The organism is Enterococcus avium, assembly GCF_002891025.1.
Lineage (GTDB): Bacteria > Bacillota > Bacilli > Lactobacillales > Enterococcaceae > Enterococcus_A > Enterococcus_A avium.
Map to the genome: position 1 here is coordinate 2,414,305 of NZ_NBSL01000002.1, position 24,324 is coordinate 2,438,628.

39 protein-coding genes and 1 tRNA gene are annotated in these 24,324 nt (G+C 40.3%); 3 read left to right on the forward strand and 37 right to left on the reverse strand.

Going from position 1 to position 24,324, the window contains the following annotated elements; translation table 11 throughout:
• Position 1: 1 nt before the first annotated feature.
• The 36 genes from AUF14_RS12060 to rpsL all read right to left on the reverse strand — a co-directional run bounded on the left by AUF14_RS12060 (position 2) and on the right by rpsL (position 21,527).
• Positions 2-799, reverse strand: coding sequence for an energy-coupling factor transporter transmembrane component T family protein (locus AUF14_RS12060; RefSeq protein WP_048717854.1), 798 nt, complete (start codon positions 797-799; stop codon positions 2-4).
• Positions 789-1,658 carry an energy-coupling factor ABC transporter ATP-binding protein gene (locus tag AUF14_RS12065; protein ID WP_048717852.1) on the reverse strand — a complete coding sequence of 290 codons (870 nt, stop codon included), beginning with the start codon at positions 1,656-1,658 and terminating at the stop codon, positions 789-791. Before AUF14_RS12065 ends, AUF14_RS12060 begins: the two co-directional genes overlap by 11 nt.
• Positions 1,634-2,470 carry an energy-coupling factor ABC transporter ATP-binding protein gene (locus AUF14_RS12070; RefSeq protein ID WP_048717850.1) on the reverse strand — a complete coding sequence of 279 codons (837 nt, stop codon included), beginning with the start codon at positions 2,468-2,470 and terminating at the stop codon, positions 1,634-1,636. The genes AUF14_RS12065 and AUF14_RS12070 overlap by 25 nt, the downstream gene beginning before the upstream one ends.
• 253 nt (positions 2,471-2,723) lie before the next feature.
• On the reverse strand, positions 2,724-3,104 hold the full coding sequence (rplQ, locus tag AUF14_RS12075) for a 50S ribosomal protein L17 (protein WP_016179484.1): 381 nt from the start codon (positions 3,102-3,104) through the stop codon (positions 2,724-2,726).
• Between the two features lie 27 nt (positions 3,105-3,131).
• Positions 3,132-4,070: a DNA-directed RNA polymerase subunit alpha gene (locus AUF14_RS12080; RefSeq protein WP_010747196.1), complete on the reverse strand. Its 939-nt coding sequence runs from the start codon at positions 4,068-4,070 to the stop codon at positions 3,132-3,134.
• 79 nt (positions 4,071-4,149) lie between these two features.
• The gene (gene rpsK, locus AUF14_RS12085) at positions 4,150-4,539 is read right to left on the reverse strand and encodes a 30S ribosomal protein S11 (protein ID WP_016179483.1); all 390 of its coding nucleotides are present in this window, start codon (positions 4,537-4,539) and stop codon (positions 4,150-4,152) included.
• A gap of 24 nt (positions 4,540-4,563) precedes the next feature.
• Positions 4,564-4,929 (reverse strand): 30S ribosomal protein S13, encoded by a 366-nt coding sequence (gene rpsM / locus AUF14_RS12090; RefSeq protein WP_016179482.1) that lies wholly within the window; start codon positions 4,927-4,929, stop codon positions 4,564-4,566.
• 18 nt (positions 4,930-4,947) lie between these two features.
• Positions 4,948-5,064 (reverse strand): 50S ribosomal protein L36, encoded by a 117-nt coding sequence (gene rpmJ, locus AUF14_RS12095; RefSeq protein WP_010742772.1) that lies wholly within the window; start codon positions 5,062-5,064, stop codon positions 4,948-4,950.
• 33 nt (positions 5,065-5,097) lie between these two features.
• Positions 5,098-5,316, reverse strand: coding sequence for a translation initiation factor IF-1 (gene infA, locus AUF14_RS12100; protein WP_010742771.1), 219 nt, complete (start codon positions 5,314-5,316; stop codon positions 5,098-5,100).
• Between the two features lie 177 nt (positions 5,317-5,493).
• On the reverse strand, positions 5,494-6,141 hold the full coding sequence (locus tag AUF14_RS12105; protein ID WP_016179481.1) for an adenylate kinase: 648 nt from the start codon (positions 6,139-6,141) through the stop codon (positions 5,494-5,496).
• Positions 6,142-6,203: 62 nt separating this feature from the next.
• Complete coding sequence (secY, locus tag AUF14_RS12110; protein ID WP_049220108.1) at positions 6,204-7,505, reverse strand: preprotein translocase subunit SecY; 1,302 nt, start codon at positions 7,503-7,505, stop codon at positions 6,204-6,206.
• Positions 7,505-7,945 (reverse strand): 50S ribosomal protein L15, encoded by a 441-nt coding sequence (rplO, locus tag AUF14_RS12115; RefSeq protein ID WP_010742768.1) that lies wholly within the window; start codon positions 7,943-7,945, stop codon positions 7,505-7,507. The genes secY and rplO overlap by 1 nt, the downstream gene beginning before the upstream one ends.
• Before the next feature lie 40 nt (positions 7,946-7,985).
• Positions 7,986-8,165, reverse strand: coding sequence for a 50S ribosomal protein L30 (gene rpmD / locus AUF14_RS12120; RefSeq protein WP_010747202.1), 180 nt, complete (start codon positions 8,163-8,165; stop codon positions 7,986-7,988).
• Positions 8,166-8,179: 14 nt separating this feature from the next.
• Positions 8,180-8,680: a 30S ribosomal protein S5 gene (rpsE, locus tag AUF14_RS12125; protein ID WP_010747203.1), complete on the reverse strand. Its 501-nt coding sequence runs from the start codon at positions 8,678-8,680 to the stop codon at positions 8,180-8,182.
• Positions 8,681-8,700: 20 nt separating this feature from the next.
• The gene (gene rplR / locus AUF14_RS12130; protein WP_016179479.1) at positions 8,701-9,057 is read right to left on the reverse strand and encodes a 50S ribosomal protein L18; all 357 of its coding nucleotides are present in this window, start codon (positions 9,055-9,057) and stop codon (positions 8,701-8,703) included.
• Between the two features lie 52 nt (positions 9,058-9,109).
• Positions 9,110-9,646: a 50S ribosomal protein L6 gene (gene rplF, locus AUF14_RS12135; RefSeq protein WP_048717845.1), complete on the reverse strand. Its 537-nt coding sequence runs from the start codon at positions 9,644-9,646 to the stop codon at positions 9,110-9,112.
• Positions 9,647-9,677: 31 nt separating this feature from the next.
• Entirely contained in the window at positions 9,678-10,076 is a 399-nt protein-coding gene (gene rpsH / locus AUF14_RS12140) for a 30S ribosomal protein S8 (RefSeq protein ID WP_016179477.1), read from the reverse strand.
• Between the two features lie 32 nt (positions 10,077-10,108).
• A complete protein-coding gene (locus AUF14_RS12145) occupies positions 10,109-10,294 on the reverse strand; it encodes a type Z 30S ribosomal protein S14 (RefSeq protein ID WP_028020384.1) in 186 nt (61 codons plus the stop codon).
• A gap of 17 nt (positions 10,295-10,311) precedes the next feature.
• A complete protein-coding gene (gene rplE, locus AUF14_RS12150) occupies positions 10,312-10,851 on the reverse strand; it encodes a 50S ribosomal protein L5 (protein ID WP_010742762.1) in 540 nt (179 codons plus the stop codon).
• A gap of 26 nt (positions 10,852-10,877) precedes the next feature.
• Positions 10,878-11,189 (reverse strand): 50S ribosomal protein L24, encoded by a 312-nt coding sequence (gene rplX / locus AUF14_RS12155; protein WP_016179476.1) that lies wholly within the window; start codon positions 11,187-11,189, stop codon positions 10,878-10,880.
• A 35-nt stretch (positions 11,190-11,224) separates the two neighbouring features.
• Positions 11,225-11,593 (reverse strand): 50S ribosomal protein L14, encoded by a 369-nt coding sequence (gene rplN / locus AUF14_RS12160; RefSeq protein ID WP_010742760.1) that lies wholly within the window; start codon positions 11,591-11,593, stop codon positions 11,225-11,227.
• 55 nt (positions 11,594-11,648) lie between these two features.
• Positions 11,649-11,915: a 30S ribosomal protein S17 gene (rpsQ, locus tag AUF14_RS12165; RefSeq protein WP_010742759.1), complete on the reverse strand. Its 267-nt coding sequence runs from the start codon at positions 11,913-11,915 to the stop codon at positions 11,649-11,651.
• Positions 11,916-11,936: 21 nt separating this feature from the next.
• On the reverse strand, positions 11,937-12,128 hold the full coding sequence (gene rpmC / locus AUF14_RS12170; protein ID WP_010747210.1) for a 50S ribosomal protein L29: 192 nt from the start codon (positions 12,126-12,128) through the stop codon (positions 11,937-11,939).
• Entirely contained in the window at positions 12,118-12,552 is a 435-nt protein-coding gene (rplP, locus tag AUF14_RS12175) for a 50S ribosomal protein L16 (RefSeq protein ID WP_010747211.1), read from the reverse strand. Before rplP ends, rpmC begins: the two co-directional genes overlap by 11 nt.
• Before the next feature lie 2 nt (positions 12,553-12,554).
• Positions 12,555-13,211: a 30S ribosomal protein S3 gene (gene rpsC, locus AUF14_RS12180; protein ID WP_010747212.1), complete on the reverse strand. Its 657-nt coding sequence runs from the start codon at positions 13,209-13,211 to the stop codon at positions 12,555-12,557.
• A gap of 13 nt (positions 13,212-13,224) precedes the next feature.
• Entirely contained in the window at positions 13,225-13,572 is a 348-nt protein-coding gene (gene rplV, locus AUF14_RS12185; protein ID WP_010742755.1) for a 50S ribosomal protein L22, read from the reverse strand.
• A gap of 21 nt (positions 13,573-13,593) precedes the next feature.
• Positions 13,594-13,872, reverse strand: a complete 279-nt coding sequence (gene rpsS, locus AUF14_RS12190; protein ID WP_049220104.1) for a 30S ribosomal protein S19 — start codon at positions 13,870-13,872, stop codon at positions 13,594-13,596.
• Between the two features lie 42 nt (positions 13,873-13,914).
• Positions 13,915-14,748, reverse strand: a complete 834-nt coding sequence (gene rplB, locus AUF14_RS12195) for a 50S ribosomal protein L2 (protein ID WP_016179474.1) — start codon at positions 14,746-14,748, stop codon at positions 13,915-13,917.
• A gap of 39 nt (positions 14,749-14,787) precedes the next feature.
• Entirely contained in the window at positions 14,788-15,075 is a 288-nt protein-coding gene (locus AUF14_RS12200) for a 50S ribosomal protein L23 (RefSeq protein ID WP_048717840.1), read from the reverse strand.
• The gene (gene rplD / locus AUF14_RS12205; RefSeq protein WP_048717838.1) at positions 15,075-15,698 is read right to left on the reverse strand and encodes a 50S ribosomal protein L4; all 624 of its coding nucleotides are present in this window, start codon (positions 15,696-15,698) and stop codon (positions 15,075-15,077) included. Before rplD ends, AUF14_RS12200 begins: the two co-directional genes overlap by 1 nt.
• Before the next feature lie 28 nt (positions 15,699-15,726).
• The gene (gene rplC / locus AUF14_RS12210) at positions 15,727-16,356 is read right to left on the reverse strand and encodes a 50S ribosomal protein L3 (RefSeq protein WP_016179472.1); all 630 of its coding nucleotides are present in this window, start codon (positions 16,354-16,356) and stop codon (positions 15,727-15,729) included.
• 22 nt (positions 16,357-16,378) lie between these two features.
• The gene (gene rpsJ / locus AUF14_RS12215) at positions 16,379-16,687 is read right to left on the reverse strand and encodes a 30S ribosomal protein S10 (protein WP_010756438.1); all 309 of its coding nucleotides are present in this window, start codon (positions 16,685-16,687) and stop codon (positions 16,379-16,381) included.
• Between the two features lie 394 nt (positions 16,688-17,081).
• Positions 17,082-18,269 carry an elongation factor Tu gene (tuf, locus tag AUF14_RS12220; protein ID WP_016179470.1) on the reverse strand — a complete coding sequence of 396 codons (1,188 nt, stop codon included), beginning with the start codon at positions 18,267-18,269 and terminating at the stop codon, positions 17,082-17,084.
• A gap of 164 nt (positions 18,270-18,433) precedes the next feature.
• A complete protein-coding gene (fusA, locus tag AUF14_RS12225; RefSeq protein ID WP_016179469.1) occupies positions 18,434-20,518 on the reverse strand; it encodes an elongation factor G in 2,085 nt (694 codons plus the stop codon).
• 80 nt (positions 20,519-20,598) lie between these two features.
• Positions 20,599-21,069 carry a 30S ribosomal protein S7 gene (gene rpsG / locus AUF14_RS12230; protein WP_016179468.1) on the reverse strand — a complete coding sequence of 157 codons (471 nt, stop codon included), beginning with the start codon at positions 21,067-21,069 and terminating at the stop codon, positions 20,599-20,601.
• A gap of 44 nt (positions 21,070-21,113) precedes the next feature.
• Positions 21,114-21,527 (reverse strand): 30S ribosomal protein S12, encoded by a 414-nt coding sequence (rpsL, locus tag AUF14_RS12235; RefSeq protein ID WP_010742744.1) that lies wholly within the window; start codon positions 21,525-21,527, stop codon positions 21,114-21,116.
• Positions 21,528-21,938: 411 nt separating this feature from the next.
• Between rpsL and rpiA the strand changes: the two genes are divergently transcribed.
• The 3 genes from rpiA (at position 21,939) to AUF14_RS12250 (ending at position 23,618) form a co-directional block, all read left to right on the forward strand.
• Positions 21,939-22,619 (forward strand): ribose-5-phosphate isomerase RpiA, encoded by a 681-nt coding sequence (gene rpiA / locus AUF14_RS12240; RefSeq protein ID WP_049220099.1) that lies wholly within the window; start codon positions 21,939-21,941, stop codon positions 22,617-22,619.
• Between the two features lie 126 nt (positions 22,620-22,745).
• Complete coding sequence (locus tag AUF14_RS12245) at positions 22,746-23,432, forward strand: 2,3-diphosphoglycerate-dependent phosphoglycerate mutase (protein ID WP_016179466.1); 687 nt, start codon at positions 22,746-22,748, stop codon at positions 23,430-23,432.
• Between the two features lie 102 nt (positions 23,433-23,534).
• Positions 23,535-23,618 (forward strand) — tRNA-Leu (locus AUF14_RS12250).
• Between the two features lie 49 nt (positions 23,619-23,667).
• Here the strand turns inward: AUF14_RS12250 and udk are convergent.
• Entirely contained in the window at positions 23,668-24,294 is a 627-nt protein-coding gene (udk, locus tag AUF14_RS12255) for a uridine kinase (RefSeq protein ID WP_048717831.1), read from the reverse strand.
• Between the last annotated feature and the right edge of the window lie 30 nt (positions 24,295-24,324).

Sequence of the window (24,324 nt, forward strand, 5' to 3'; positions counted from 1 at the left end):
CTTAACTGCGTAAAAAGATTAAAATGACTGTTGCAATAGCAAAAACAACGAGAACGATTGTATCTCGTGATGCCCACTTTAATTTACGATACTTGCTTCGACCTTCACCGCCGCGATATCCGCGAGCTTCCATCGCCGTCGCTAAATCCTCTGCACGATTAAAGCTGCTGACAAATAAAGGAATCAATAATGGCACTATCGCTTTGACTTTCTGAATCAAATTCCCATCACTGAAATCAACACCACGAGCACGCTGAGCATTCATGATCTTTTCCGTTTCATCCATTAATGTCGGTACAAACCGCAAAGCGATCGACAACATCAACGCGATCTCATGTACTGGCAAGTGAAATCTTTTTAAAGGATTCAACAATGATTCAATCGCATCAGACATTGATAAAGGCGGTGTTGTCAATGTTAGCAACGTCGACATAAAAATGATTAGAACAAATCGGCAAAAGATAAATAGCCCGTTTTGGATTCCATAAGAAGAAAGACTAAAGACGCCCCACGACCAATACAAGGTTCCGCCTCGCGTAAACAGCATCTGCAACGCGACTGTAAAAATAATTAACCAAATTAGTGGTCTAACACCCTTCAAAAAGAAGTTCAAATTAATTTTAGATAGGAATACTGCGAACATCGTAAAAGCTCCTAGAAATAGATAGCTTTGCCAATTATTCGCCAAAAAAATAATTCCGATAAAATAAAAACTTGCGATCAATTTTGCTCGTGGATCCAGACGGTGAATCAGAGAATCACCTGGAATATAACGACCAAAAATCAATTTATTCATCATGAGCAGGACCTCCTGCAAATTTTACGATCCAGTCTGCCAACTCATTTTCAGTTAAAGGTAACGCTTCAAAATTCACGCCGCGAGCCTGCATTTTTTCAGCAAAAGCAGTTGCTTGCGGTACACCTAATTGCTTTTCCTTTAACCAGGCAACATCTTCAAATACCGTTTGCGGATCACCATGTTTTGCCACATGTCCTTTTTCTAAAACATAAACATAATCAGCAAAATTCGCGACGTCATCCATTAAATGTGTAACTAGGACGATCGTTATGTTTTTTTCCTTATGAAGACGCCAAAACATTTCCATCATCTCTTTACGGCCTAGTGGATCTAAACCCGCTGTCGGCTCGTCTAAGACCAAAACCTCAGGCTCCATAGCCAGAACACCAGCAATCGCTACACGGCGCATTTGACCGCCAGAAAGCTCAAATGGTGAGCGTTCAAGATATTCTTCATCTAGTCCAACTAATTTTAAGTTTTCTTCTGCTAATGCTAATGCTTCTTCCTCACTAACACCGAAATTCTTCGGTCCAAAAGCAATGTCCTTTGCTACAGTTTCTTCAAAAAGTTGAGCTTCTGGAAACTGAAAAACAATTCCCACCTTTTTTCGTACAGGTTTTAAATTCTTATTATCTGTCGTTGGTGTAATCGTTCGTTCCCCAATCATAACTTGACCGTCAGTTGGCTTCAATAATGCATTCAAGTGTTGTAACAAGGTCGATTTCCCACTACCAGTATGCCCTACCAATGCTGTGTAAGAACCTTCTTTAATATTCAAATCAATATCATAAAGCGCCCGTTGTTCAAAGGGAGTATTCGGTTGATAAACGTAGCTTACTTTTTCAAAACGGATGTCCATAACCAGTCCATCATCCCTTCTTCATCCAAATAGTTCGCAGGTACATTTACACCGCGATCCTTTAATGCTGATTTTAACTTCTCAGGAAATGGTAAATCTAGGCCCAACGAAACTAATTCCGGTCCAGCAGAAAAAATTTCATCTGGGGTTCCTTCTTGATACAGTTCCCCGTCTCTCATCACTAGGATGCGATTGGCACTAGCTGCTTCATCAATATCATGTGTGATAGAGATAACAGTCAAATCACTTTCTTCTTTAATCTTACGAATTGTTGCAATAACATCATCTCGACCTTCAGGATCTAACATGCTTGTTGCTTCATCCAAAATAATGATGTCAGGGCGCAAAGCTACTACTCCTGCGATTGCCACGCGTTGCTTCTGACCACCAGAAAGGCGGGCAGGCTCACGCGTTGCAAACTCTTGCATTTTTACTTTTTCCAATGCATCTTGAACACGTCGCTGCATTTCACTTCGTTCGATTCCCTGATTTTCCAATCCGAATGCTACATCATCCTCGACCGTCGCTCCAACAAATTGATTGTCCGGATTTTGAAAAACCATCCCGACCATTCGACGAACATCCCAAACAGACTCCTCAGATAATGTCATTCCTCCGACAGTAACCGTTCCTTTTTGAGGCAAATGCAGACCGTTGATTGCTTTGGCTAATGTTGATTTCCCTGATCCGTTGTGTCCAACAATCGCGACCCACTCGCCTTTATTAATCGAAAAGCTAATATCCTTTAAAGCAGGAGTTGCTTCTTCTTGATAACTAAATTCAATTTGATTGATTTCAATAATTGGCTTCATGGTTACACCTTTCCGCTTCATTGCAAATATGTACTAAGACTAGCAAAAAAGCTTCACTTTATCAATCCTTGATACTCAATAAAATGCTTTTGTATACCGATCTGTCTTGACAGTGTTTTTGGGTATAAAAAAACACTTTATGATGAGTGCCAGCTTCCCAGACATTCTGGGAAGCGGCGCTGAGCTAGACTCGGAGAAAATCTCCAACATCATAACACTCTAAAAGAATCATCTATAAAGTGAAGAGTGATTATTATACAAGTTCTAAAACAACCATAGGGGCGTTGTCGCCGCGACGAGGTTCAGTTTTCAAGATACGAGTGTATCCACCTTGACGTTCAGCGTAACGAGGAGCAATATCGTTAAATAATTTTTGCAATGCAGTTTCAGTAACGATTTCTTCGTTTTCTTCGCGAACATCAGCGACTTCATTACGTACAAAGCTTGCAGCTTGGCGACGTGCATGAAGATCCCCGCGTTTTCCTAAAGTAATCATCTTTTCAGCAGTTGAACGAACTTCTTTCGCACGAGCTTCAGTCGTAACGATGCGTTCGTTGATAATTAAGTCAGTTGTTAAGTCACGCAACATTGCCTTACGTTGGCTAGATGTGCGTCCTAATTTACGATAACTCACGTAGGTTTCCCTCCTTTGTCAACAATATTAATCGTCTTTACGTAGTCCTAAACCAAGATCATGTAACTTAGCTTTCACTTCTTCAAGTGATTTACGTCCTAAATTACGTACTTTGATCATTTCAGGTTCAGATTTATTCGTTAATTCTTGAACCGTATTAATTCCGGCACGTTTCAAGCAATTGTACGAACGTACAGACAGGTCTAGTTCTTCGATGGTCATTTCCAACATTTTTTCTTTTTGTGTTTCTTCTTTTTCTACCATGATTTCAGCATTTTTCGCTTCATCTGTAAGATTTACAAAAATATCTAAATGTTCAGTTAAAATTTTCGCTGCAAGACTCAATGCTTCTTGAGCAATGATCGATCCGTCAGTCCAAATTTCCATCGTTAATTTATCGAAGTCATCACGACGACCAACACGTGTATTTTCAACTTGATAGTTGACTTTACGTACCGGTGTATAGATAGAATCGACTGGAAGGACACCAATTGGCATATCTTCCTTTTTATTTTCGTCTGCTTGAACATAGCCTCGACCAGGTTTTACTGTTAGGCGAGCATGGAATGTCGCACCTTCAGCAACAGTACAAATGTACATATCTTTATTCAAGATTTCAACGTCGCTGTCAACGATAATATCGCCGGCAGTTACCGTAGCTGGTCCAGTAATATCGATCTCAAGGGTTTTTTCTTCTTCCGCAAATAATTTCAACGCTAAACCTTTGATATTCAAGATGATTTGTACAACGTCTTCTCTTACACCTTTGATGGTTGAAAATTCGTGTAACACCCCATCGATTTGAATATTGGTAATGGCAGCGCCTGGTAAAGAAGAAAGTAGAATACGACGTAGAGAATTACCTAAAGTAGTTCCATAACCTCTTTCCAAAGGTTCAACAACGAACTTGCCATAATCTCTGTCTTCATCAATTTTTGTGATTCTTGGTTTTTCGAATTCAATCATTCTTGTCTTTTACCCCTTTCAAAACGAAAAGTGTCTTGTTCAATGACGTTCCTGTAAAACTCATAGAGTTGGGCACTCATTAAACACGACGGCGTTTTGGAGGGCGGCATCCATTATGAGGTACTGGAGTCACGTCACGAATTGCAGTTACTTCTAAACCAGTTGCTTGCAATGAACGAATCGCTGCTTCACGACCAGAACCAGGTCCTTTAACAGTGACTTCAACACTTTTCAATCCATGTTCCATTGCAGCTTTTGTTGCAGTTTCAGCAGCCATTTGAGCAGCGAAAGGAGTTGATTTCTTACTACCTTTGAAACCTAATGAACCTGCAGATGACCATGCTACAGCGTTACCGCTAGCATCAGTGATCATGACGATTGTATTATTGAAAGTCGAATGAATATGAGCAATACCTGTTTCGATATTCTTCTTCACACGACGTTTACGATTGACTTTCTTTGCTACCATGAAGATTTATACCTCCTTCACTAATTATTTTTTCTTGCCGGCAATAGCGCGAGCTGGGCCTTTACGAGTACGAGCGTTGTTCTTAGTGTTTTGTCCACGTGTAGGCAAGCCACGACGATGACGAATTCCACGGTATGAACCGATTTCCATCAAACGTTTGATGTTTAAGTTAGTTTCACGACGAAGATCGCCTTCAACTTTTAATTTATCAACTTCAGCACGGATAGCGTCTGTTTGTTCATTCGTTAAGTCACGTACACGAACATCTTCAGAAACGCCTGCGTTGGCTAAAATTTGTTTCGCTGTAGTATTTCCAATACCGTAAATATAAGTAAGTGAAATTACCACGCGTTTATCACGAGGAATATCTACTCCTGCAATACGAGCCATACTTAATTACACCTCCAATTATCCTTGACGTTGTTTATGTTTTGGGTTTGCTGGGCAAATCACCATAACGCGTCCATTACGACGAATTACTTTACAATGTTCACACATTGGTTTTACTGATGGTCTTACTTTCATGATTATACCTCCTGAAGTTTTACGGAGTACAACTTACTTAAAGCGATAGGTAATGCGACCACGGCTCAAATCATATGGAGAAAGTTCTACTGTAACCTTATCTCCAGGTAAGATTCGAATATAATACATCCGGATTTTACCAGATACGTGTGCAAGAACTTCGTGTCCGTTTTCCAATTCGACTTTAAACATTGCATTCGGCAAAGTTTCGACGACTGTTCCTTCGATTTCAATCATATCTTCTTTTGCCACGCAGAGTACCTCCTTGTAGTTGTTTCGCATTTTCACACGATAAAATGGCGGAAACTGCAGTTCCCACCGTAATTCTAAAGTTAAACTTCTAAAAAAAGCTAGAAGTCGGACTGACAAATTCTATCATAAAACATCGAACTTGGCAAGATAAACTGCATCTCAAGTCGGCAGGCAAAATTATTTTTCGATAATCTTTTCTACATCCGCAAATACGGCATCAATTTCACGATCTCCATCAACTGGATATAACAGACCTTCTTCATTATAGTAAGCTAAAATTGGTTCGCTGTTTTTAACATTTACAGACAAACGATTTTTAACTGTTTCTGGCTTATCATCTTCACGTTGATAAAATTCATGACCACCACAGCGATCACAAGTACCTTCTACTTTTGTAGGATTGAAGATTTTATGATAAGTCGCACCACAGTTGCGGCACATGAAGCGTCCTGCCAAACGTTCAACTAACACTTCTTCTGCTACTTGAATTTCAATCACAGCATCAATCTTTTTATTCAAGTCCGTTAACATTTCAGCTAATGCTTTGGCTTGATCTAAAGTACGAGGGAATCCGTCTAACAAGAACCCTTTATCAGTGTCCTTTTGCGCTAAACGCTCCTTCACGATACCGTTAGTAACTTCATCTGGGACCAAATCCCCTGCATCCATATATGATTTTGCTTTCAATCCGAGTGTTGTCTCGTTTTTGATTGCTTCTCGGAACATATCCCCCGTGCTGATATGCGGAATATTGTACGTCGCAACAATTCTTTCTGCTTGTGTTCCTTTTCCTGCGCCTGGCAGTCCCATTAAGATCAGGTTCATTGATTTCCCTCCTAAATATTTGAAGCGAGAACGGCGTTGAGGATGACCCTCAACACACGAATCTACTCTTCATCCATGAATCCGACATACCGTCGTTTCAACATGAGTCCTTCTAATTGTTTTGCAGTTTCTAACGCCACACCAACGACGATCAAAAGACTTGTTCCACCTAAACCAATTGATTGAGGTAAATTCCAAATCATTTGTGCGATAATTGGAATCAAGGCAATCAAACCTAAGAAAATAGCTCCGACTACGCTTAAACGCATTAAAATTGCAGAAACATATTCTTCTGTTCCTTTACCTGGTCTCACACGAGGAATGTAACTTCCTTGTTTTTGTAAGTTCTCTGCTAATTTTTCAGGATTAACCTGAACAAACGCATAGAAAAAGGTGAAGGCAACAATCAGAACAGTATAAATCGCAGCACCCGGAACGGTATCATAACTGAATAGCTTCGTTAACATATCGTACCAGCCTTCCGCACTATACTTGCTAGCTAATGCCTGCAACACCGCATTTGGAGTCGCAATAAATGAGCTGGCAAAGATAACCGGAATAACTCCGGCAGCATTTACTTTTAGCGGTAAATAACTGCTTGTTGGTGCACCAACGACTTGTTTTGTATATTGAATCGGAATTTTTCTTTCCGCTTGTTGAAAGTACGTTACAAAAACGACAATCAACACGATAGCGATAAGTAAAATCACAACAAAAATAACAGATTTCCAAAGATCACTAGAATCGATGTTCACGAAATAATCATCATAGATATCTTTGATGCTTTGTGGCAATCGCGAAATGATCCCCGCAAAGATAATCATTGATACACCGTTACCGATTCCCTTTTCAGTGATCTGTTCTCCCAACCACGTAACAAACATTGTACCAGCAGTAAGGATTACGCCGATTGTAACAAACGTCTGAACATTACGGTTTGGAACAAAACCAAATTGCGCAAAATAGTCAAATCCAGCTGTGATACTTACAGACTGGATGAAAGCCAAGACTAAAGTTAAATAGCGAGTTGCTTGATTTAGCTTTTTACGACCGACTTCCCCTTGTTTTGACCATTCAACAAATTTAGGAATGATATCCATCTGCAACAATTGAATAACGATTGAAGCAGTAATATATGGAGAAACCCCCATCGAGAAGATAGAGAAGTTTTGCATAGCTGAGCCACTAACCATATTCAACATTCTGAAAAATGGCATCTCACTCAGGCCTTGCAATCCATGCGCATCAACTCCCGGCACAGTGATTTGTGCACCAAGCCGGAATACTAACAGCATTGAGACAGTAAACAATATCCGTGATCGGATGTTCTGAACTTTGAATGAATCCTTTAAAAGTTTGAACATTAAATCACCTCGATTGAACCACCAGCAGCTTCAATTGTTTCTTGAGCATGTTTAGAGAATTTTGCTGCTTTAACGGTTAGTTTTTTATCTAATGATCCGTTTCCTAAAACTTTGATTCCAGCTTTTTCGTTTTTCACGATTCCAGCTTCAACTAGAGCAACAGGTGTTACTTCAGTTCCATCTTCAAAACGATTTAAGACATCTAGATTGATTACAGCGTATTCTTTACGATTCACGTTAGTAAATCCGCGTTTTGGTAAACGACGGAATAAAGGAGTTTGTCCACCTTCAAAACCTAAACGTACACCACCGCCTGAACGAGCCTTTTGACCTTTTTGACCACGTCCAGATGTTTTTCCGTTACCTGATGAAGTACCACGTCCAACGCGGTTGCGAACTTTACGTGAACCTTCGGCAGGTTGTAATTCATGAAGTTTCATTATATTGGCACCTCCTTAGATTTTAATCATCATTGTCTTATTAAACTTCTTCTACGTCCACTAAATGAGACACTGTATTAACCATACCTTTGATTGCATCATTGGCTGGTTTAACAACTGTGCTATTCATTTTTTTTAGACCCAACGCTTTAACAGTGTCACGTTGGTTTTGAGGACGTCCGATAATACTGCGTTTTAAAGTAATTTTTAATTCAGCCATTTCATTCGTCCTCCTTAATTAGCTAAGTTTTCAACAGAGATGCCGCGTAATTGCGCTACTTCTTCTGCTTTTTTCAATTGAGTCAAGCCTTCAACAGTTGCACGAACAACGTTGATCGGTGTATTTGAACCTAAAGATTTAGAAGTTACATCGGCAACCCCAGCTAATTCCAAGACGGCACGAACTGGTCCACCAGCGGCAACTCCAGAACCTTCAACGGCTGGTTTCATTAAGATACGTCCGCCGCCGAATACACCAATAACTTCGTGAGGAAGTGTAGTTCCTACCATTGGTACTTCGACTAGGTTTTTCTTAGCGTCTTCGATTGCTTTACGAATTGCTTCAGGTACTTCTTGAGCTTTACCAGTACCAAAGCCTACGTGACCGTTTTTGTCACCAACAACTACTAGTGCTGCGAAACGTAGACGACGTCCACCTTTAACAACTTTAGTAACACGGTTGATCGCTACAACGCGGTCTTCTAATTCCAAATGTTTTGGATCGATATAAACCATGAATGGTGTTCCTCCTTCTCCTAAAATTCTAGTCCATTTTCGCGTGCTGCTTCAGCTAAAGCTGCTACACGGCCATGGTAAAGGTATCCACCACGGTCAAAGACTACTTTCTTAATACCTTTTTCTGAAGCACGTTCTGCTACTAATTTCCCAACAGCTTGTGCTTGTTCAGTTTTTGTTCCACCTGAAATTTCTTTATCCAAGGCAGAGGCACTTGCTAGCGTCACACCCGCTACGTCATCAATGATTTGCGCGTAGATGTTCTTGTTAGAACGAAAAACGTTCAAGCGTGGGCACTCAGCAGTACCAGAGATTTTTCCGCGAACGCGCATGTGGCGTTTTTGGCGTGTTTTATTCTTATCTGGTTTTGTAATCACAATTGTCACCTCTTTAATTAAGCTGGCCTAAGCCGCGTGTAGGGTCAACCTACTATTTACCAGTTTTACCTTCTTTACGACGTACGTATTCGCCAACATAACGAACACCTTTGCCTTTATAAGGTTCTGGCGGACGAGTTCCGCGGATTTTCGCAGCTAATTCGCCTACTACTTCTTTGTTAGATCCTTTAACAACAATTTGAGTGTTTGAAGGAACTTCGATCGTAACACCTTCTGGAGCTACCATTTCAACTGGATGTGAGTAACCAACGTTCAATACAAGTTTTGATCCTTGTAATTGTGCACGGTACCCAACCCCGATTAATTCTAATGCTTTTTGGAACCCTTCTGAAACACCAACAACCATGTTATTGAAGTTTGCACGAGTTGTTCCGTGGATTGTTTTCATTTCTTTGCTGTCATCTGGACGCGTGAATGTTACTTCGTTTCCTTCGATGTTCATTTTGATATCAGAAGAAAAAGTACGAGTTAATTCACCTTTAGGTCCTTTAACAGTTACTTCGTTTCCTTTTTGAGTTACTTCAACTCCTGCAGGTAAAACGACAACTTTATTACCAATACGGCTCACTTAAAGACACCTCCTCATGGATTGTTTGATCTTACCAAACGTAAGCTAGCACTTCGCCGCCGACGTTTTTACCTCTAGCTTCTTTGTCAGTTACTAAACCTTCAGAAGTAGAGATGATTGCGATACCTAAACCGTTTAATACTTTTGGTACTTCGTCAGCTTTGACATAAGCACGCAAGCCTGGTTTAGAAATACGTTTTAAGTTCGTGATAACACGTTCGTCATTTTTACCGTATTTAAGGAAAACACGGATCATGCCTTGTTTGTCATCTTCGATATATTCAACATCACGTACGAAACCTTCACGTTTAAGGATTTCGGCGATGTCACGTTTGATTTTTGAAGCAGGTACTTCTACTGTGTCGTGTTTTACCATGTTGGCATTACGAATACGAGTTAGAAAATCTGCAATTGGATCTGTCATGACCATTGAACTGTTTACCTCCTTTATGCGAGTTTATTTTACCAGCTAGCTTTCTTCACGCCGGGAATTTGACCTTTGTAGGCAAGTTCGCGGAAGCAAATACGGCAAAGATGAAATTTACGATAAACTGAATGTGGACGTCCGCAACGTTCGCAGCGAGTATATTCTTGCGTTGAATGTTTAGCTGGGCGTTTATTTTTAGCAATCATTGATTTTTTAGCCAATTTTTTCGCCTCCTTGATTATTTTTGGAATGGCATTCCAAGTTGTGTTAATAATTCGCGAGATTCTTCGTCTGTTTTAGCAGTTGTTACTACAACGATATCCATACCACGGACTTTATCAACTAAATCATAATCTACTTCAGGGAAGATCAATTGTTCTTTGACACCTAAAGTAAAGTTACCACGGCCATCAAAGGATTTTTTGCTTACTCCGTGGAAGTCACGTACACGTGGAAGTGATACAGACACTAATTTATCTAAGAATTCATACATTCTTTCTCCACGTAGTGTTACTTTCGCACCGATAGGCATTCCTTCACGTAAACGGAAACCAGCGATTGATTTTTTAGCTTTAGTGATGATTGGTTTTTGACCAGAAATCAATGCTAATTCTTCAACAGCTTTGTCTAAGTTTTTTGCGTTTGATACCGCATCACCAACACCCATGTTGATGACAATTTTCTCAACTTTAGGAACTTCCATAACTGAATCATAGTTAAATTTTTCCATCAAAGATGGTGTAATTTCACTTACAAATTTTTCTTTTAGGCGGTTCATCTATAAGATCCTCCTTCCTTGTTTAATTATTTATCTAGAGCTTCGCCGGTTTTCTTAGAAACGCGGACTTTCTTTCCGTCAACCACTTTGTAGCCAACGCGTGTCGCTTCTCCATTTGAAGGGTCGATCACCATTACATTAGAAGCATGAATTGGTGCTTCTACCTCAACGATTCCGCCTTGAGGGGCTTCTTGAGAGGCTTTCTTATGTTTCTTTACGATATTGACGCCTTCAACAACGACTTTGTCTTTTTTAGGAAGGGCTTCTAATACTACGCCTTCTTTATTTCTGTCTTTACCAGAGATAACTTTTACTTTATCGCCTTTTTTAACGAACATTACTGTTGCGCACCTCCTTTGGTTGAATCTTTCGATTATAATACTTCCGGTGCCAATGAAACGATCTTCATGAAGTTGCCTTCGCGTAGTTCACGAGCGACAGGTCCGAAGATACGTGTTCCTCTTGGGCTCTTGTCATCACGAATGATAACAGCTGCATTTTCATCAAATTTGATATAAGAACCGTCAGTACGACGAGCGCCTGATTTAGTCCGAACGATAACGGCTTTAACAACGTCACCTTTTTTGACAACACCACCTGGCGTTGCTTGTTTAACCGTAGCAACAATCACATCACCGATATTTGCAGTTTTGCGACCAGATCCGCCAAGAACTTTAATAGTTAAAATTTCACGAGCGCCTGAGTTGTCCGCGATTTTTAAACGGCTTTCTGCTTGGATCACTTGTGTATCCTCCTTTCAGATTTAAGAAACATCTATATAGGAAAATCTCGTGTGATTAGATAATCACTGCTTTTTCAACGATTTCAACCAGACGGAAACGTTTGGTAGCTGATAATGGACGAGTTTCCATAATTTTCACGATATCGCCAATTTTTGCTTCATTGTTTTCATCGTGAGCTTTGTATTTTTTAGAATATTTCATACGTTTACCGTAGATTGGATGGTTCTTTTTGGTTTCAACGACAACAGTGATCGTTTTGTCCATTTTGTCTGATACCACACGTCCTTGATAAACCTTACGTTGATTTCTTTCTTCAGTCATACTGGAAATGGCCTCCTTCCACTATTTGTCAGCTTGTTCACGCAACACAGTTTTGATGCGTGCAATCGATTTACGTACTTCTTTAATACGTGCAGTGTTTTCTAATTGACCTGTTGCTAATTGGAATCTAAGATTGAACAATTCTTCTTTTAATTGTTTTTCTTGATCTAGCATTTCGGCAGTGGTTAATTCTCTGATTTCTTTAACCTTCATTCGATTCACCACCCATTTCCTCACGTTTTACGATCTTAGTCTTCATTGGTAATTTGTGAGAAGCAAGACGTAATGCTTCACGAGCAACTTCTTCAGGAACGCCGGCGATTTCAAACATGATCTTACCGCGTTTAACTGGTGAAACCCAGCCTTCAGGAGCACCTTTACCAGATCCCATACGTACACCAATTGCTTTGGCAGTATAAGATTTGTGAGGGAAAATTTTAATCCATACTTTCCCACCACGTTTCATGTAACGAGTCATTGCAATACGGGCAGCTTCGATTTGGCGGTTAGTGATCCAATGTGAATCAACAGCTTGTAAGCCGTATTCTCCAAATGCGATTTCTTTACCACCTTTAGCTTCCCCACGCATTTTTCCGCGGAATTCACGACGGTGTTTTACACGTTTAGGTACTAACATGATTATTTCCCTCCTTTCTCAGTGTTTTTCTTTGTAGGAAGAATTTCTCCACGATAAATCCACACTTTAACTCCTAGTTTTCCGTATGTTGTATCTGCTTCTTCCCATGCGTAGTCGATATCGGCACGCAATGTATGAAGAGGAACTGTTCCTTCAGAGTATCCTTCTGAACGAGCGATATCCGCACCATTCAAACGACCAGATACTTGAGTTTTAATTCCTTTAGCGCCTGAACGCATAGTGCGTTGGATCGCTTGTTTTTGTGCGCGACGGAAAGCAACACGGTTTTCTAATTGACGTGCGATTCCTTCTCCGACTAATTTTGCATCTAAATCTGGTTTTTTGATTTCAACGATGTTGATGTGAACTCGTTTACCAGTTAATTTATTTAATTCTTTTCTTAGGCTCTCAACTTCAGATCCGCCTTTACCGATAACCATACCAGGTTTAGCTGTGTGTATTGAAATGTTTACGCGGTTTGCAGCGCGTTCGATTTCAACAGTTGACACAGCGGCATCAGCAAGTTTCGTTGCGATGAACTTACGGATTCTCAAATCTTCGTGTAAAAATTCAGCATACTCTTTTTCAGCATACCATTTAGCATCCCACTCACGGATGATGCCTACACGCATTCCAATAGGATTTACTTTTTGACCCACTGATTATCCCTCCTTATTTTTCTGATACCACAACGGTAATATGACTTGTACGTTTATTGATTGGTGAAGCTGAACCTTTTGCACGTGGACGGAAACGTTTCATTGTTGGTCCCTCGTTAACAAATGCTTCAGAAACTACCAAATTTTCAACATCTAAGTCAAAGTTGTTTTCTGCGTTAGCAACTGCTGACATCATTACTTTTTCAATGATTCCTGCAGATTTGTTTGGTGTGAATTTCAAGATTGAAATTGCTTCTGCTACGCTTTTTCCTCTAATAAGATCGATTACTAAACGTGCTTTACGAGGAGAAGTGCGAACTGTTTTCGCAGTTGCCTTAGCTGATGTAATTTGTTCTGCCATGTTAATATCCTCCCCTCAAAATTAACGTCTTGTTTTCTTATCGTCGGCGGCATGTCCACGATAAGTTCTTGATGGTGCAAATTCACCTAATTTATGTCCTACCATGTCTTCTTGGATGTAAACTGGCACATGTTTGCGTCCGTCATAAACAGCAATAGTAAATCCTACAAAATCAGGAAAAATTGTTGAGCGACGAGACCAAGTTTTAATAACTTTTTTCTTTTCAACACCTTGTTGTGCTTCGATCTTCTTCATCAAATGATCATCAGCGAAAGGTCCTTTTTTCAAACTACGACCCATGGTGTACCTCCTCTCAAAATATGCGACACATAGTCAATGATTTTATTTAGTCTTACGACGACGTACAATAAGCTTGTCTGAAGCAGCTTTCTTGTTACGAGTTTTGTAACCCAATGCAGGTTGTCCCCATGGAGATACTGGAGCCTTACGTCCGACTGGAGCTTTACCTTCACCACCACCGTGTGGGTGATCGTTAGGGTTCATTACGCTACCACGTACAGTTGGGCGTTTACGCATCCAACGAGAACGTCCAGCTTTACCGATGTTAATCAATTCATGTTGTTCGTTACCAACAGAACCGATAGTAGCACGGCAAGTAGCTAAGATCATACGAACTTCGCCAGAGTTTAAACGTACTAATACGTATTTTCCTTCTTTACCAAGTACTTGAGCACTTGTACCAGCTGAACGGATCAATTGTCCGCCTTTACCAGGTTTCATTTCAATATTGTGGATTACAGTACCGACTGGAATATTTTCTAGTGGTAATGCATTCCCGATTTTAATATCTGCATCTGCTCCAGATACGATTGTCATGCCAACTTCTAAGCCTTTAGGGGCTAAGATGTATGCTTTCACTCCGTCTGAATAATGAACTAATGCAATGTTTGCTGAGCGGTTTGGATCGTATTCGATCGTTTGAACTGTAGCAACCACGTTATCTTTATTACGTTTAAAGTCGATAACACGATATTGACGTTTATGTCCGCCACCTTGATGACGTACAGTGATGCGACCGTTGTTGTTACGACCGGCGTTGTTTTTCAATGGTTGTAATAACGTCTTTTCAGGCGTTGAAGTAGTGATTTCAGCGAAATCAGAACTTGTCATATTACGACGGCCATTTGAGGTAGGTTTGTACTTTTTAATCGCCACGTCTAGTTTCCCTCCTATTTACTAGTGATTTTTTAACGCTTATTCAGCGTCAAAAATTTGGATTTCTTTTGAATCTTCAGTTAAAGTCACAACAGCTTTGCGACGTTTTTTAGTGAAGCCTTGGTATTTACCCATACGTTTTGCTTTTGGTTTAGCATTCATAATGTTTACATTCTTAACTTTAACGTCGAAAGCAGCTTCAACCGCTTGTTTGACTAAAGTTTTGTTTGCGCGAGTGTCCACTTCGAAAGTGTATTTCTTTTCATCCATGTCTAACATAGATTTTTCAGTGATCACTGGGCGTTTAATTACGTCTAGTAAGTTCATTATGCAAGCACCTCCTCAATTTGAGTAAGAGCAGTTTGCGTTGCTAAGATTTTGTCATTAGCGACTACATCTAATACAGTAACGTTGTCTGAAGTAGTAACAGTTACGTTTGCTAAGTTACGAGCAGCTAAGCCTGCAACTTCGTTTCCTGTTTCCAATACAACCAATACTTTAGAATCAATAGACAAGCTAGTTAAAACTTGTTTGAATTCTTTTGTTTTAGGTGCGTCAAAGCTTAAAGCATCAACAGCAACCAAGTTATTTTCAGCAACTTTTTCTGATAAAACAGATTTAATTGCTAAGCGACGAACTTTTTTAGGAAGTTTGTAGCTGTATGAACGTGGTGTAGGTCCGAAAACAACGCCACCCCCACGCCATTGTGGTGAACGGATAGAACCTTGACGAGCACGTCCAGTTCCTTTTTGACGCCATGGCTTGCGACCACCGCCACGAACTGCGCTACGATTTTTCACAGCGTGTGTTCCTTGTCTCAATGAAGCGCGTTGCATAACGATTGCATCGTAAACAACACTTTCATTTGGTTCAATTCCGAAGATTTCTTCATTTAAAGTGATGTCACCATTTTGTGTTCCATCTTGTTTGAATAATGCTACAGTTGGCATTCCTTAGTTCCTCCTTTCCTCTAACTAATTATTTAGCTTTCACAGCTGATTTGATAGTAATTAAAGATTTTTTAGCTCCAGGAACATTTCCTTTTACTAAGATAACATTGCGGTCAGCGTCAACACGTACAATTTCAAGATTTTGAATCGTTACGCGATTGCCACCCATACGACCAGCAAGTTTTTTATTTTTAAATACGCGGTTTGGTGCAACAGGACCCATAGATCCAGGACGACGATGGTAACGAGATCCGTGTGCCATTGGGCCGCGGCTTTGTCCGTGACGTTTGATAACGCCTTGGAATCCTTTACCCTTAGTCGTTCCGGTAACATCAATGATGTCTCCAGCTTGGAAAGTATCAACTTTCACTTCTTTACCTACTTCATAGTCTCCTAGCTCAACATCTTTGAATTCTCGAATGAAGCGCTTAGGAGCCGTGTTTGCTTTTGCAACATGACCTTTCGCAGGTTTGTTAGACAAAACTTCACGCATATCTTGGTAACCTAATTGAACAGCTTCGTAGCCATCGTTTTCCATTGTTTTTACTTGTAAAACAATGTTTGGAGTAGCTTCGATAACAGTAACTGGAATAAGTTCGCCAGATTCAGTGAAGATTTGAGTCATTCCCACTTTTTTCCCTAAGATTCCTTTGGTCATGATTACACCTCCATCTTCTTAATTATAGTTTGATTTCAATATTCACACCTGATGGTAAGTCAAGCTTCATTAAAGCATCAACTGTCTTCGGTGTTGGGTTCACAATGTCAATTAGACGTTTGTGAGTACGCATTTCGAATTGTTCGCGTGAATCTTTGTATTTGTGAGTCGCACGGATTACAGTGTAAAGACTGCGTTCAGTTGGTAATGGAATTGGACCAGATACGCTAGCTCCAGTTCTCTTTGCAGTTTCCACGATTTTATCCGCTGATTGATCTAAAATACCATGTTCATACGCTTTTAAACGGATACGAATTTTTTGTTTTGCCATCTTGTTCCCTCCTTCGCCTATTTTAAAAGTAGACATAGCTCCACGAAAATCTCCGTCACGCTCGTTCGTGGCAAAGCGTCCGGGCGTGTCGCAACCTCTCGTTTCAAAGCCGACGGATTCTTTTCAGAACCCCCCAGTGATATTTACACTCCTGCAAACAGCACCTTTATGATTATATTACATGGGACCTATGATTGCAAGGATTTTCTAAAGTTTTTAGGATTTTCTGTTTTGTTTTCAGAAAGTTTAATCTTTTAAACAGAATAAAAGTTTTCTTCTATATAAAAACAGCAATGTATCCCTCTCGCGACCAATGAATAATCCTAAAAAAGAGTCACCGATAATCGGTGACTCTTTTACGTCCGAGCATAATAAATTTGAATTGTAAGGTTGATTAAGCTTTGATTGAAGTTACAACGCCTGAACCAACTGTACGTCCGCCTTCACGAATAGAGAAACGAGTTCCGTCTTCGATCGCGATTGGGTGGATTAATTCAACTTCCATAGTTACGTTATCACCAGGCATTACCATTTCAGTACCTTCTGGTAGATCAACTACACCAGTTACGTCAGTTGTACGGAAGTAGAACTGAGGACGGTAGTTAGTGAAGAATGGAGTATGACGTCCACCTTCTTCTTTAGTTAGAACGTAAACTTCTGCAGAGAATTTTGTATGTGGAGTGATTGAAGCTGGTTTAGCCAATACTTGTCCACGTTGGATATCTTCACGTGCAACACCACGTAACAAAGCACCGATGTTATCGCCTGCTTCAGCGTAGTCTAACAATTTACGGAACATTTCAACACCTGTAACAGTTGTTTTAGCAGTTTCGTCAGCGATACCTACGATTTCAACTTCGTCACCAACGCGAACTTGTCCACGTTCAACACGACCAGTTGCAACAGTACCACGACCAGTGATTGAGAATACGTCTTCGACTGGCATCATGAATGGTTTGTCAGTATCACGAACTGGTGTTGGGATATATTCGTCAACAGCAGCCATTAATTCTAAGATTTTTTCTTCGTATGAAGCGTCGCCTTCTAAAGCTTTCAAAGCTGAACCTGCGATAACTGGAGTGTCGTCGCCTGGGAAGTCGTATTCAGTTAATAAGTCACGAACTTCCATTTCAACTAATTCAAGTAATTCTTCATCGTCAACCATATCCATTTTGTTTAAGAATACAACGATGTAAGGAACACCAACGTTACGAGATAACAAGATGTGTTCACGAGTTTGAGGCATAGGGCCATCAGCAGCAGATACTACTAAGATAGCTCCGTCCATTTGAGCAGCACCAGTGATCATGTTTTTAACGTAGTCCGCGTGTCCTGGGCAGTCAACGTGAGCATAGTGACGGTTGTCAGTTTCATACTCAACGTGAGCAGTGTTGATAGTGATTCCGCGTTCGCGTTCTTCAGGAGCTCCGTCGATTTGAGCGTAATCCATAGCTTGCGCTCCGCCTTGTTTAGCAAGTACAGTTGTAATTGCAGCTGTTAAAGTAGTTTTACCATGGTCAACGTGTCCGATAGTACCAATGTTAACATGGGGTTTTGAACGGTCAAATTTTTCTTTAGCCATTTAAAATGTTCCTCCTAAGTAAATGAGTTTAGTTTTTTATCTGATAGGTCCGCATCACAAAAGCGATGCGAGCCCATATCATCAGTTAATTATTTTACATGAAACGTTGTTAAAAATACAGTTCTTTTGGAAAAAGCCGTCAAAAATCAATTGACTTTTAAGAATTATTCAGCTTTACCGCCATTTTTCTTAATGATTTCTTCTTGAACTGATTTCGGTACATCTTCATAGTGGTCAAAGACCATCATAAATGTCCCGCGTCCTTGTGTAGAAGAACGAAGTGTTGTAGCGTAACCAAACATTTCAGCTAACGGCACAATAGCGTTAACGATTTGTGAGTTACCATGTGCTTCCATACCTTCAACACGTCCACGACGAGCAGTTACATGACCCATCACATCACCTAAGTAATCTTCTGGAACAGTAATCGTAACTTTCATCATCGGTTCAAGGATTGATGGATTAGCTTTCTTCGCAGCAGCACGTAGCGCCATAGACGCAGCTACACGGAAGGCCGTTTCATTCGAATCGACATCATGGTAAGAACCATCATAAAGTTTAGCTTTAATATCAACTAACGGGTAGCCAGCTAATACACCATTAGCCATCGCATCTTCTAATCCTTTTTCAACAGCTGGGATGTATTCACGAGGAACCACACCACCGACAATTGCGTTCTCGAATTCGAAGCCGGCACCTTCTTCGTTTGGTGTAAATTCGATCCATACGTGACCGTATTGACCTTTACCACCAGACTGACGTACAAACTTACCTTCCGCATTTGTAGCAGAACGGAATGTTTCACGGTAAGATACTTGAGGCGCACCTACGTTAGCATCTACTTTAAATTCACGACGCATGCGGTCAACCAATACGTCTAAGTGAAGTTCACCCATACCAGCGATTACAGTTTCGCCAGTTTCAACATTTGTTTCAACGCGGAATGAAGGATCTTCTTCAGCAAGTTTTTGTAAAGCAACACCCATTTTATCTTGGTCAGCTTTTGATTTAGGTTCAACAGCAACTTCGATAACTGGATCAGGGAATTCGATTGATTCAAGGATAACTGGCGCTTTTTCGTCACACAATGTATCCCCAGTTGTTGTGTCTTTCAACCCAACAGCTGCAGCGATATCGCCTGAGTAAACCGTTTCGATTTCTTTACGCGTATTCGCATGCATTTGTAGAATACGTCCGATACGTTCACGTTTACCTTTAGAAGCATTCAATACGTATGAACCAGAATTTAGAACACCTGAGTAAACACGGAAGAATGTTAAACGACCTACGAATGGGTCAGTCATAACTTTAAACGCAAGTGATGAGAATGGAGCAGAATCATCAGCTGGACGTTCCGTTTCTTCGTCTGTTTTAGGATCGAAACCTTTGATCGCAGGTACATCAGTTGGCGCTGGAAGATAGTCAATGACTGCATCCAACATCAATTGAACACCTTTGTTCTTGAAGGCTGAACCACATAGTACTGGGTAGAAATCTACTGCTAGAGTTGCGTTACGAATTCCTGCTTTCAATTCTTCTTCAGTGATTTCTTCACCTTCCAAGAATTTCATCATTAGGTCTTCATCAGTATCAGCGACTGCTTCAACTAATTTTTCACGCCATTCTTCAGCTTGTTCTTGATATTCAGCAGGAATTTCAGTTTCTTGAATTTCCGTACCTAAATCGTTTGTATAGATTTCAGCTTTCATTTTGACTAAGTCAATAATTCCAGTGAAATCATCTTCCGCACCAATTGGTAATTGGATTGGATGAGCATTTGCTTGCAAACGATCATGTAAAGTGCTTACTGAGTAAAGGAAGTCCGCACCAATTTTGTCCATTTTGTTACAGAATACGATACGTGGAACGCGGTATTCTGTTGCTTGACGCCAAACCGTCTCTGTTTGTGGTTCTACACCTGATTGTGAGTCCAAAACAGTTACTGCACCGTCAAGTACACGTAATGAACGTTGAACTTCGATTGTGAAGTCCACGTGTCCTGGGGTATCAATGATGTTTACGCGGTGACCCTTCCATTGCGCTGTAGTAGCGGCAGATGTGATTGTGATACCACGTTCTTGTTCTTGTTCCATCCAGTCCATTTGAGAAGCGCCTTCGTGGGTTTCTCCAATTTTATGAATTTTACCAGTGTAGTATAAAACACGCTCTGTTGTTGTTGTTTTACCAGCGTCAACGTGAGCCATGATACCGATATTACGAGTGTTTTCTAGAGAAAATTCTCTTGCCATTTCTTAGTTTGCTCCTCTCTTAAATTAAATTTAGCGTTGTTTGGTCAGAAATCTGTTGACCTTTGTCAGCAGAAAAAATCTTACCAACGATAATGAGCAAATGCACGGTTGGCTTCCGCCATTTTGTGTGTATCTTCGCGTTTTTTCACAGAAGCACCAGTATTATTAGCAGCATCCATGATTTCTTTTGCTAAGCGTTCTTCCATTGTGTGTTCGCCGCGTAAACGTGCGAAATTCACAACCCAACGCAAGCCTAAAGTAGTACGACGCTCTGGACGCACTTCAACGGGAACTTGATAGTTAGAACCCCCAACACGGCGAGCTTTAACTTCTAATACAGGCATAATGTTTTCCATTGCTTGTTCAAAAACTTCCAATGGATCATTTCCTGTTGATTCTTTAATAGTACTAAAAGCGTTGTATACGATATTTGAAGCAGTACCACGTTTGCCGTCAACCATTACACGGTTGATTAAACGAGTTACTAGCTTAGAGTTATACATAGGATCTGGCAAAACATCACGTTTTGCAATCGTTCCTTTACGAGTCATACGTAACTCCTCCTTCCGAAAATATGTCTTATCTATTCGTTTGATTAAGCTTTAGGTTTCTTAGTACCGTATTTAGAACGGCTTTGTTTACGATCGTTAACACCGGCAGTATCTAGTGCGCCACGAACGATATGGTAACGTACCCCTGGCAAGTCTTTTACACGACCACCACGTAATAGAACAACACTATGTTCTTGTAGGTTATGGCCGATACCTGGAATATAAGCTGTTACTTCGATCAAGTTTGACAAACGAACACGAGCATATTTACGCAATGCTGAGTTGGGTTTCTTAGGTGTCATAGTCCCCACACGTGTACAAACTCCACGTTTTTGTGGTGAGTTCACGTTTGTTTGAGCTTTTTTAAAGCTGTTATATCCTTTGTTCAATGCTGGTGAATTTGATTTTTCCACCTTTGATTTACGAGGTTTACGTACTAATTGATTAATTGTAGGCATTCCTTGTTTCCTCCTTCCTCGATCCGCTTTCTAGTACCACACATCCTGGTGGTTCTTTTTCAGCGATAAAAAATAATGCATCCCTGCATTCTCTATCAAGCGTACTTCGACACAGTCAGCACGTCTCTATCGAGAGACCTGTTCACAAAGCACCTTTGATAGCATACCATGATTGATTTTCACTGTCAACAAACTACTTAAAGTTTTTTTCTTCTTTTTAATATCGTATTTTTTTGTTTTCGAGATGGCTCAAAATAAGAAAAAATTTATTCTTTAAACTATACTCCCTATCACCTGAAGGAAAGCTGTATAAAGCGCATCCACTTTTTTGGTCTTTTTTACTGAAAAGGCTATCTTTTTTCTTTTTTTGCGATTACAATGGACATAACTTAGCAGAAGGTGGGATTTTCAATGAATTTGAAAGAGTTAGTTGGGATCGAGGCAGCAAAGTTTGTCAAAGATGGAATGACCGTTGGATTAGGAACTGGGTCAACAGCTTACTATTTAGTGAAGGAACTTGGGCGTCGAGTAAATGAAGAAGGTTTAAAAATCACTGGTGTCGTGACTTCTTCTAAAACAGAACAACAAGCTAAAGAATTAGGAATTCCGTTAAAAGCAATCGATGATGTAGAATCAGTCGATCTTACTATTGATGGCACGGATGAAATCAGTGATGATTTCCAAGGAATCAAGGGCGGAGGTGCTGCACTGCTTTTCGAAAAAGTAGTAGCAACTTATTCCAAAGACTGCATCTGGATCGTAGACGAAAGTAAAATGGTCAATAAATTGGGAAACTTTCCCTTACCAGTCGAAGTAGTGCCCTTTGGTAGTCACAATGTCTTCCGTTTATTTGAATCAAAGGGGTACAGCCCGACATGGCGGATGACTGACTCCAACGAACTTTTAACAACAGATGGCGGACATTATATCATTGATCTACATCTAGAGGTTATCGAAGATCCTCACGCCTTAGCAGCAGAACTGGATAAGTGCGTCGGGGTAGTTGAGCATGGATTGTTTATTGATATGATCTCACGCGTAATCGTCGGGACACCAGAAGGTCCAAAAACTTTGGAAGTTCCAAAGAAATAATAAAAAATCCTTGTAAAGCTTGTGTTTTGATAAAAAACACACTCAATTTAATGGAAATCACGGCAGAAACATTGTACAATGAATCAGGAATTGAAAATTTCAGAAATTTCAAAAGGAGAGAATGTTATGCCAAAATTAGTTTTTTCTCGTCACGGCTTAAGTGAATGGAACAAGTTGAACCAATTTACAGGCTGGGCAGATGTTGATTTGGCTCCAGAAGGTGTCGAAGAAGCAAAAGAAGGCGGACGTAAAATCAAAGAAGCAGGAATTGAATTTGATGTAGCTTATACATCTGTTTTAACTCGTGCAATTAAAACTTGTAACTATATTCTTGAAGAATCTGATCAACTTTGGGTACCAACTGTAAAATCTTGGCGCTTAAATGAACGTCATTATGGTAAATTACAAGGATTGAACAAAAAAGAAACCGCTGAAAAGTATGGTGACGAACAAGTTCATATCTGGCGCCGTTCATACGACGTATTACCTCCATTAATGGAAGCAACTGACGAAGGTTCAGCAGCTCAAGATCGCCGTTACTCTATGTTAGACCCTCGCGATATCCCTGGTGGCGAAAACTTGAAAGTTACTTTGGAACGCGCGTTACCTTTCTGGCAAGACGAAATCGCTCCTGCTTTGAAAGACGGTAAAACTGTTTTAGTCGCTGCACATGGTAACTCTTTACGTGCATTAGCTAAACACATCGAAGGTATTTCTGACGAAGATATCATGGACTTAGAAATTCCTACAGGTCAACCACTTGTTTATGACTTGAACGACGACTTAACAGTTGCTAAAAAATACTACTTATAAAATTTTCTCCCGACTCAATAGCGAGTCGGGTTTTTTGAGACTTATCGACGTTATCTCTGGCACAAAAAAATTTTTGTGCTAAAATAAATAAGTAATTTCCTTGCGGTCGTGGCGGAATTGGCAGACGCGCTAGCTTCAGGCGCTAGTGGTAGCAATACCGTGGAAGTTCGAGTCTTCTCGGCCGCATAACAAATACGTGAAAAGAGCAAAGCAGGAAGTTTCTGCTTTGCTCTTTTTACTCATGATTCAAAAAACTTGCTACTTTAGTTGCAATCAAATCGATCGCTACGTGATTTTCGCCGCCTTCTGGCACGATTATATCCGCATAACGTTTTGTTGGTTCGATAAACTGATGATACATTGGCTTCACCACTGTCAAATATTGATCAATCACCGATTCCAATGTTCTTCCACGCTCGTTCATGTCACGTTTAATTCGGCGAATAATCCGAATATCATCATCTGTATCTACATAAATTTTGATATCCATTAAATCACGTAAACGTTCATCTTCTAAAATCAGAATTCCTTCTAATATGATGACTTCTTTAGGCTCCTGTACATAAACCTCAGCGCTGCGCGTATGCGCCACATAGTCGTATATTGGCACTTCCACCGATTGATATTTTGTTAAATCCTTTAAATGTTCAATCAATAAATCTGTATCAAACGCAAAAGGATGATCGTAATTTGTCTTTAATCGTTCTTCAAAGCTGATAGCGCTTTGGTCTTTGTAATAAGAATCGTGCTCCAACATCATAATTGAATGATCGGGAAACCGATTGTAAATCGCACGGCTAACACTCGTTTTCCCACTACCTGAACCGCCCGTTACACCAATGATGATCGGTTTGTTTTTCATGCAAGTAAAACCTCTTTCGTTTTTCATTAG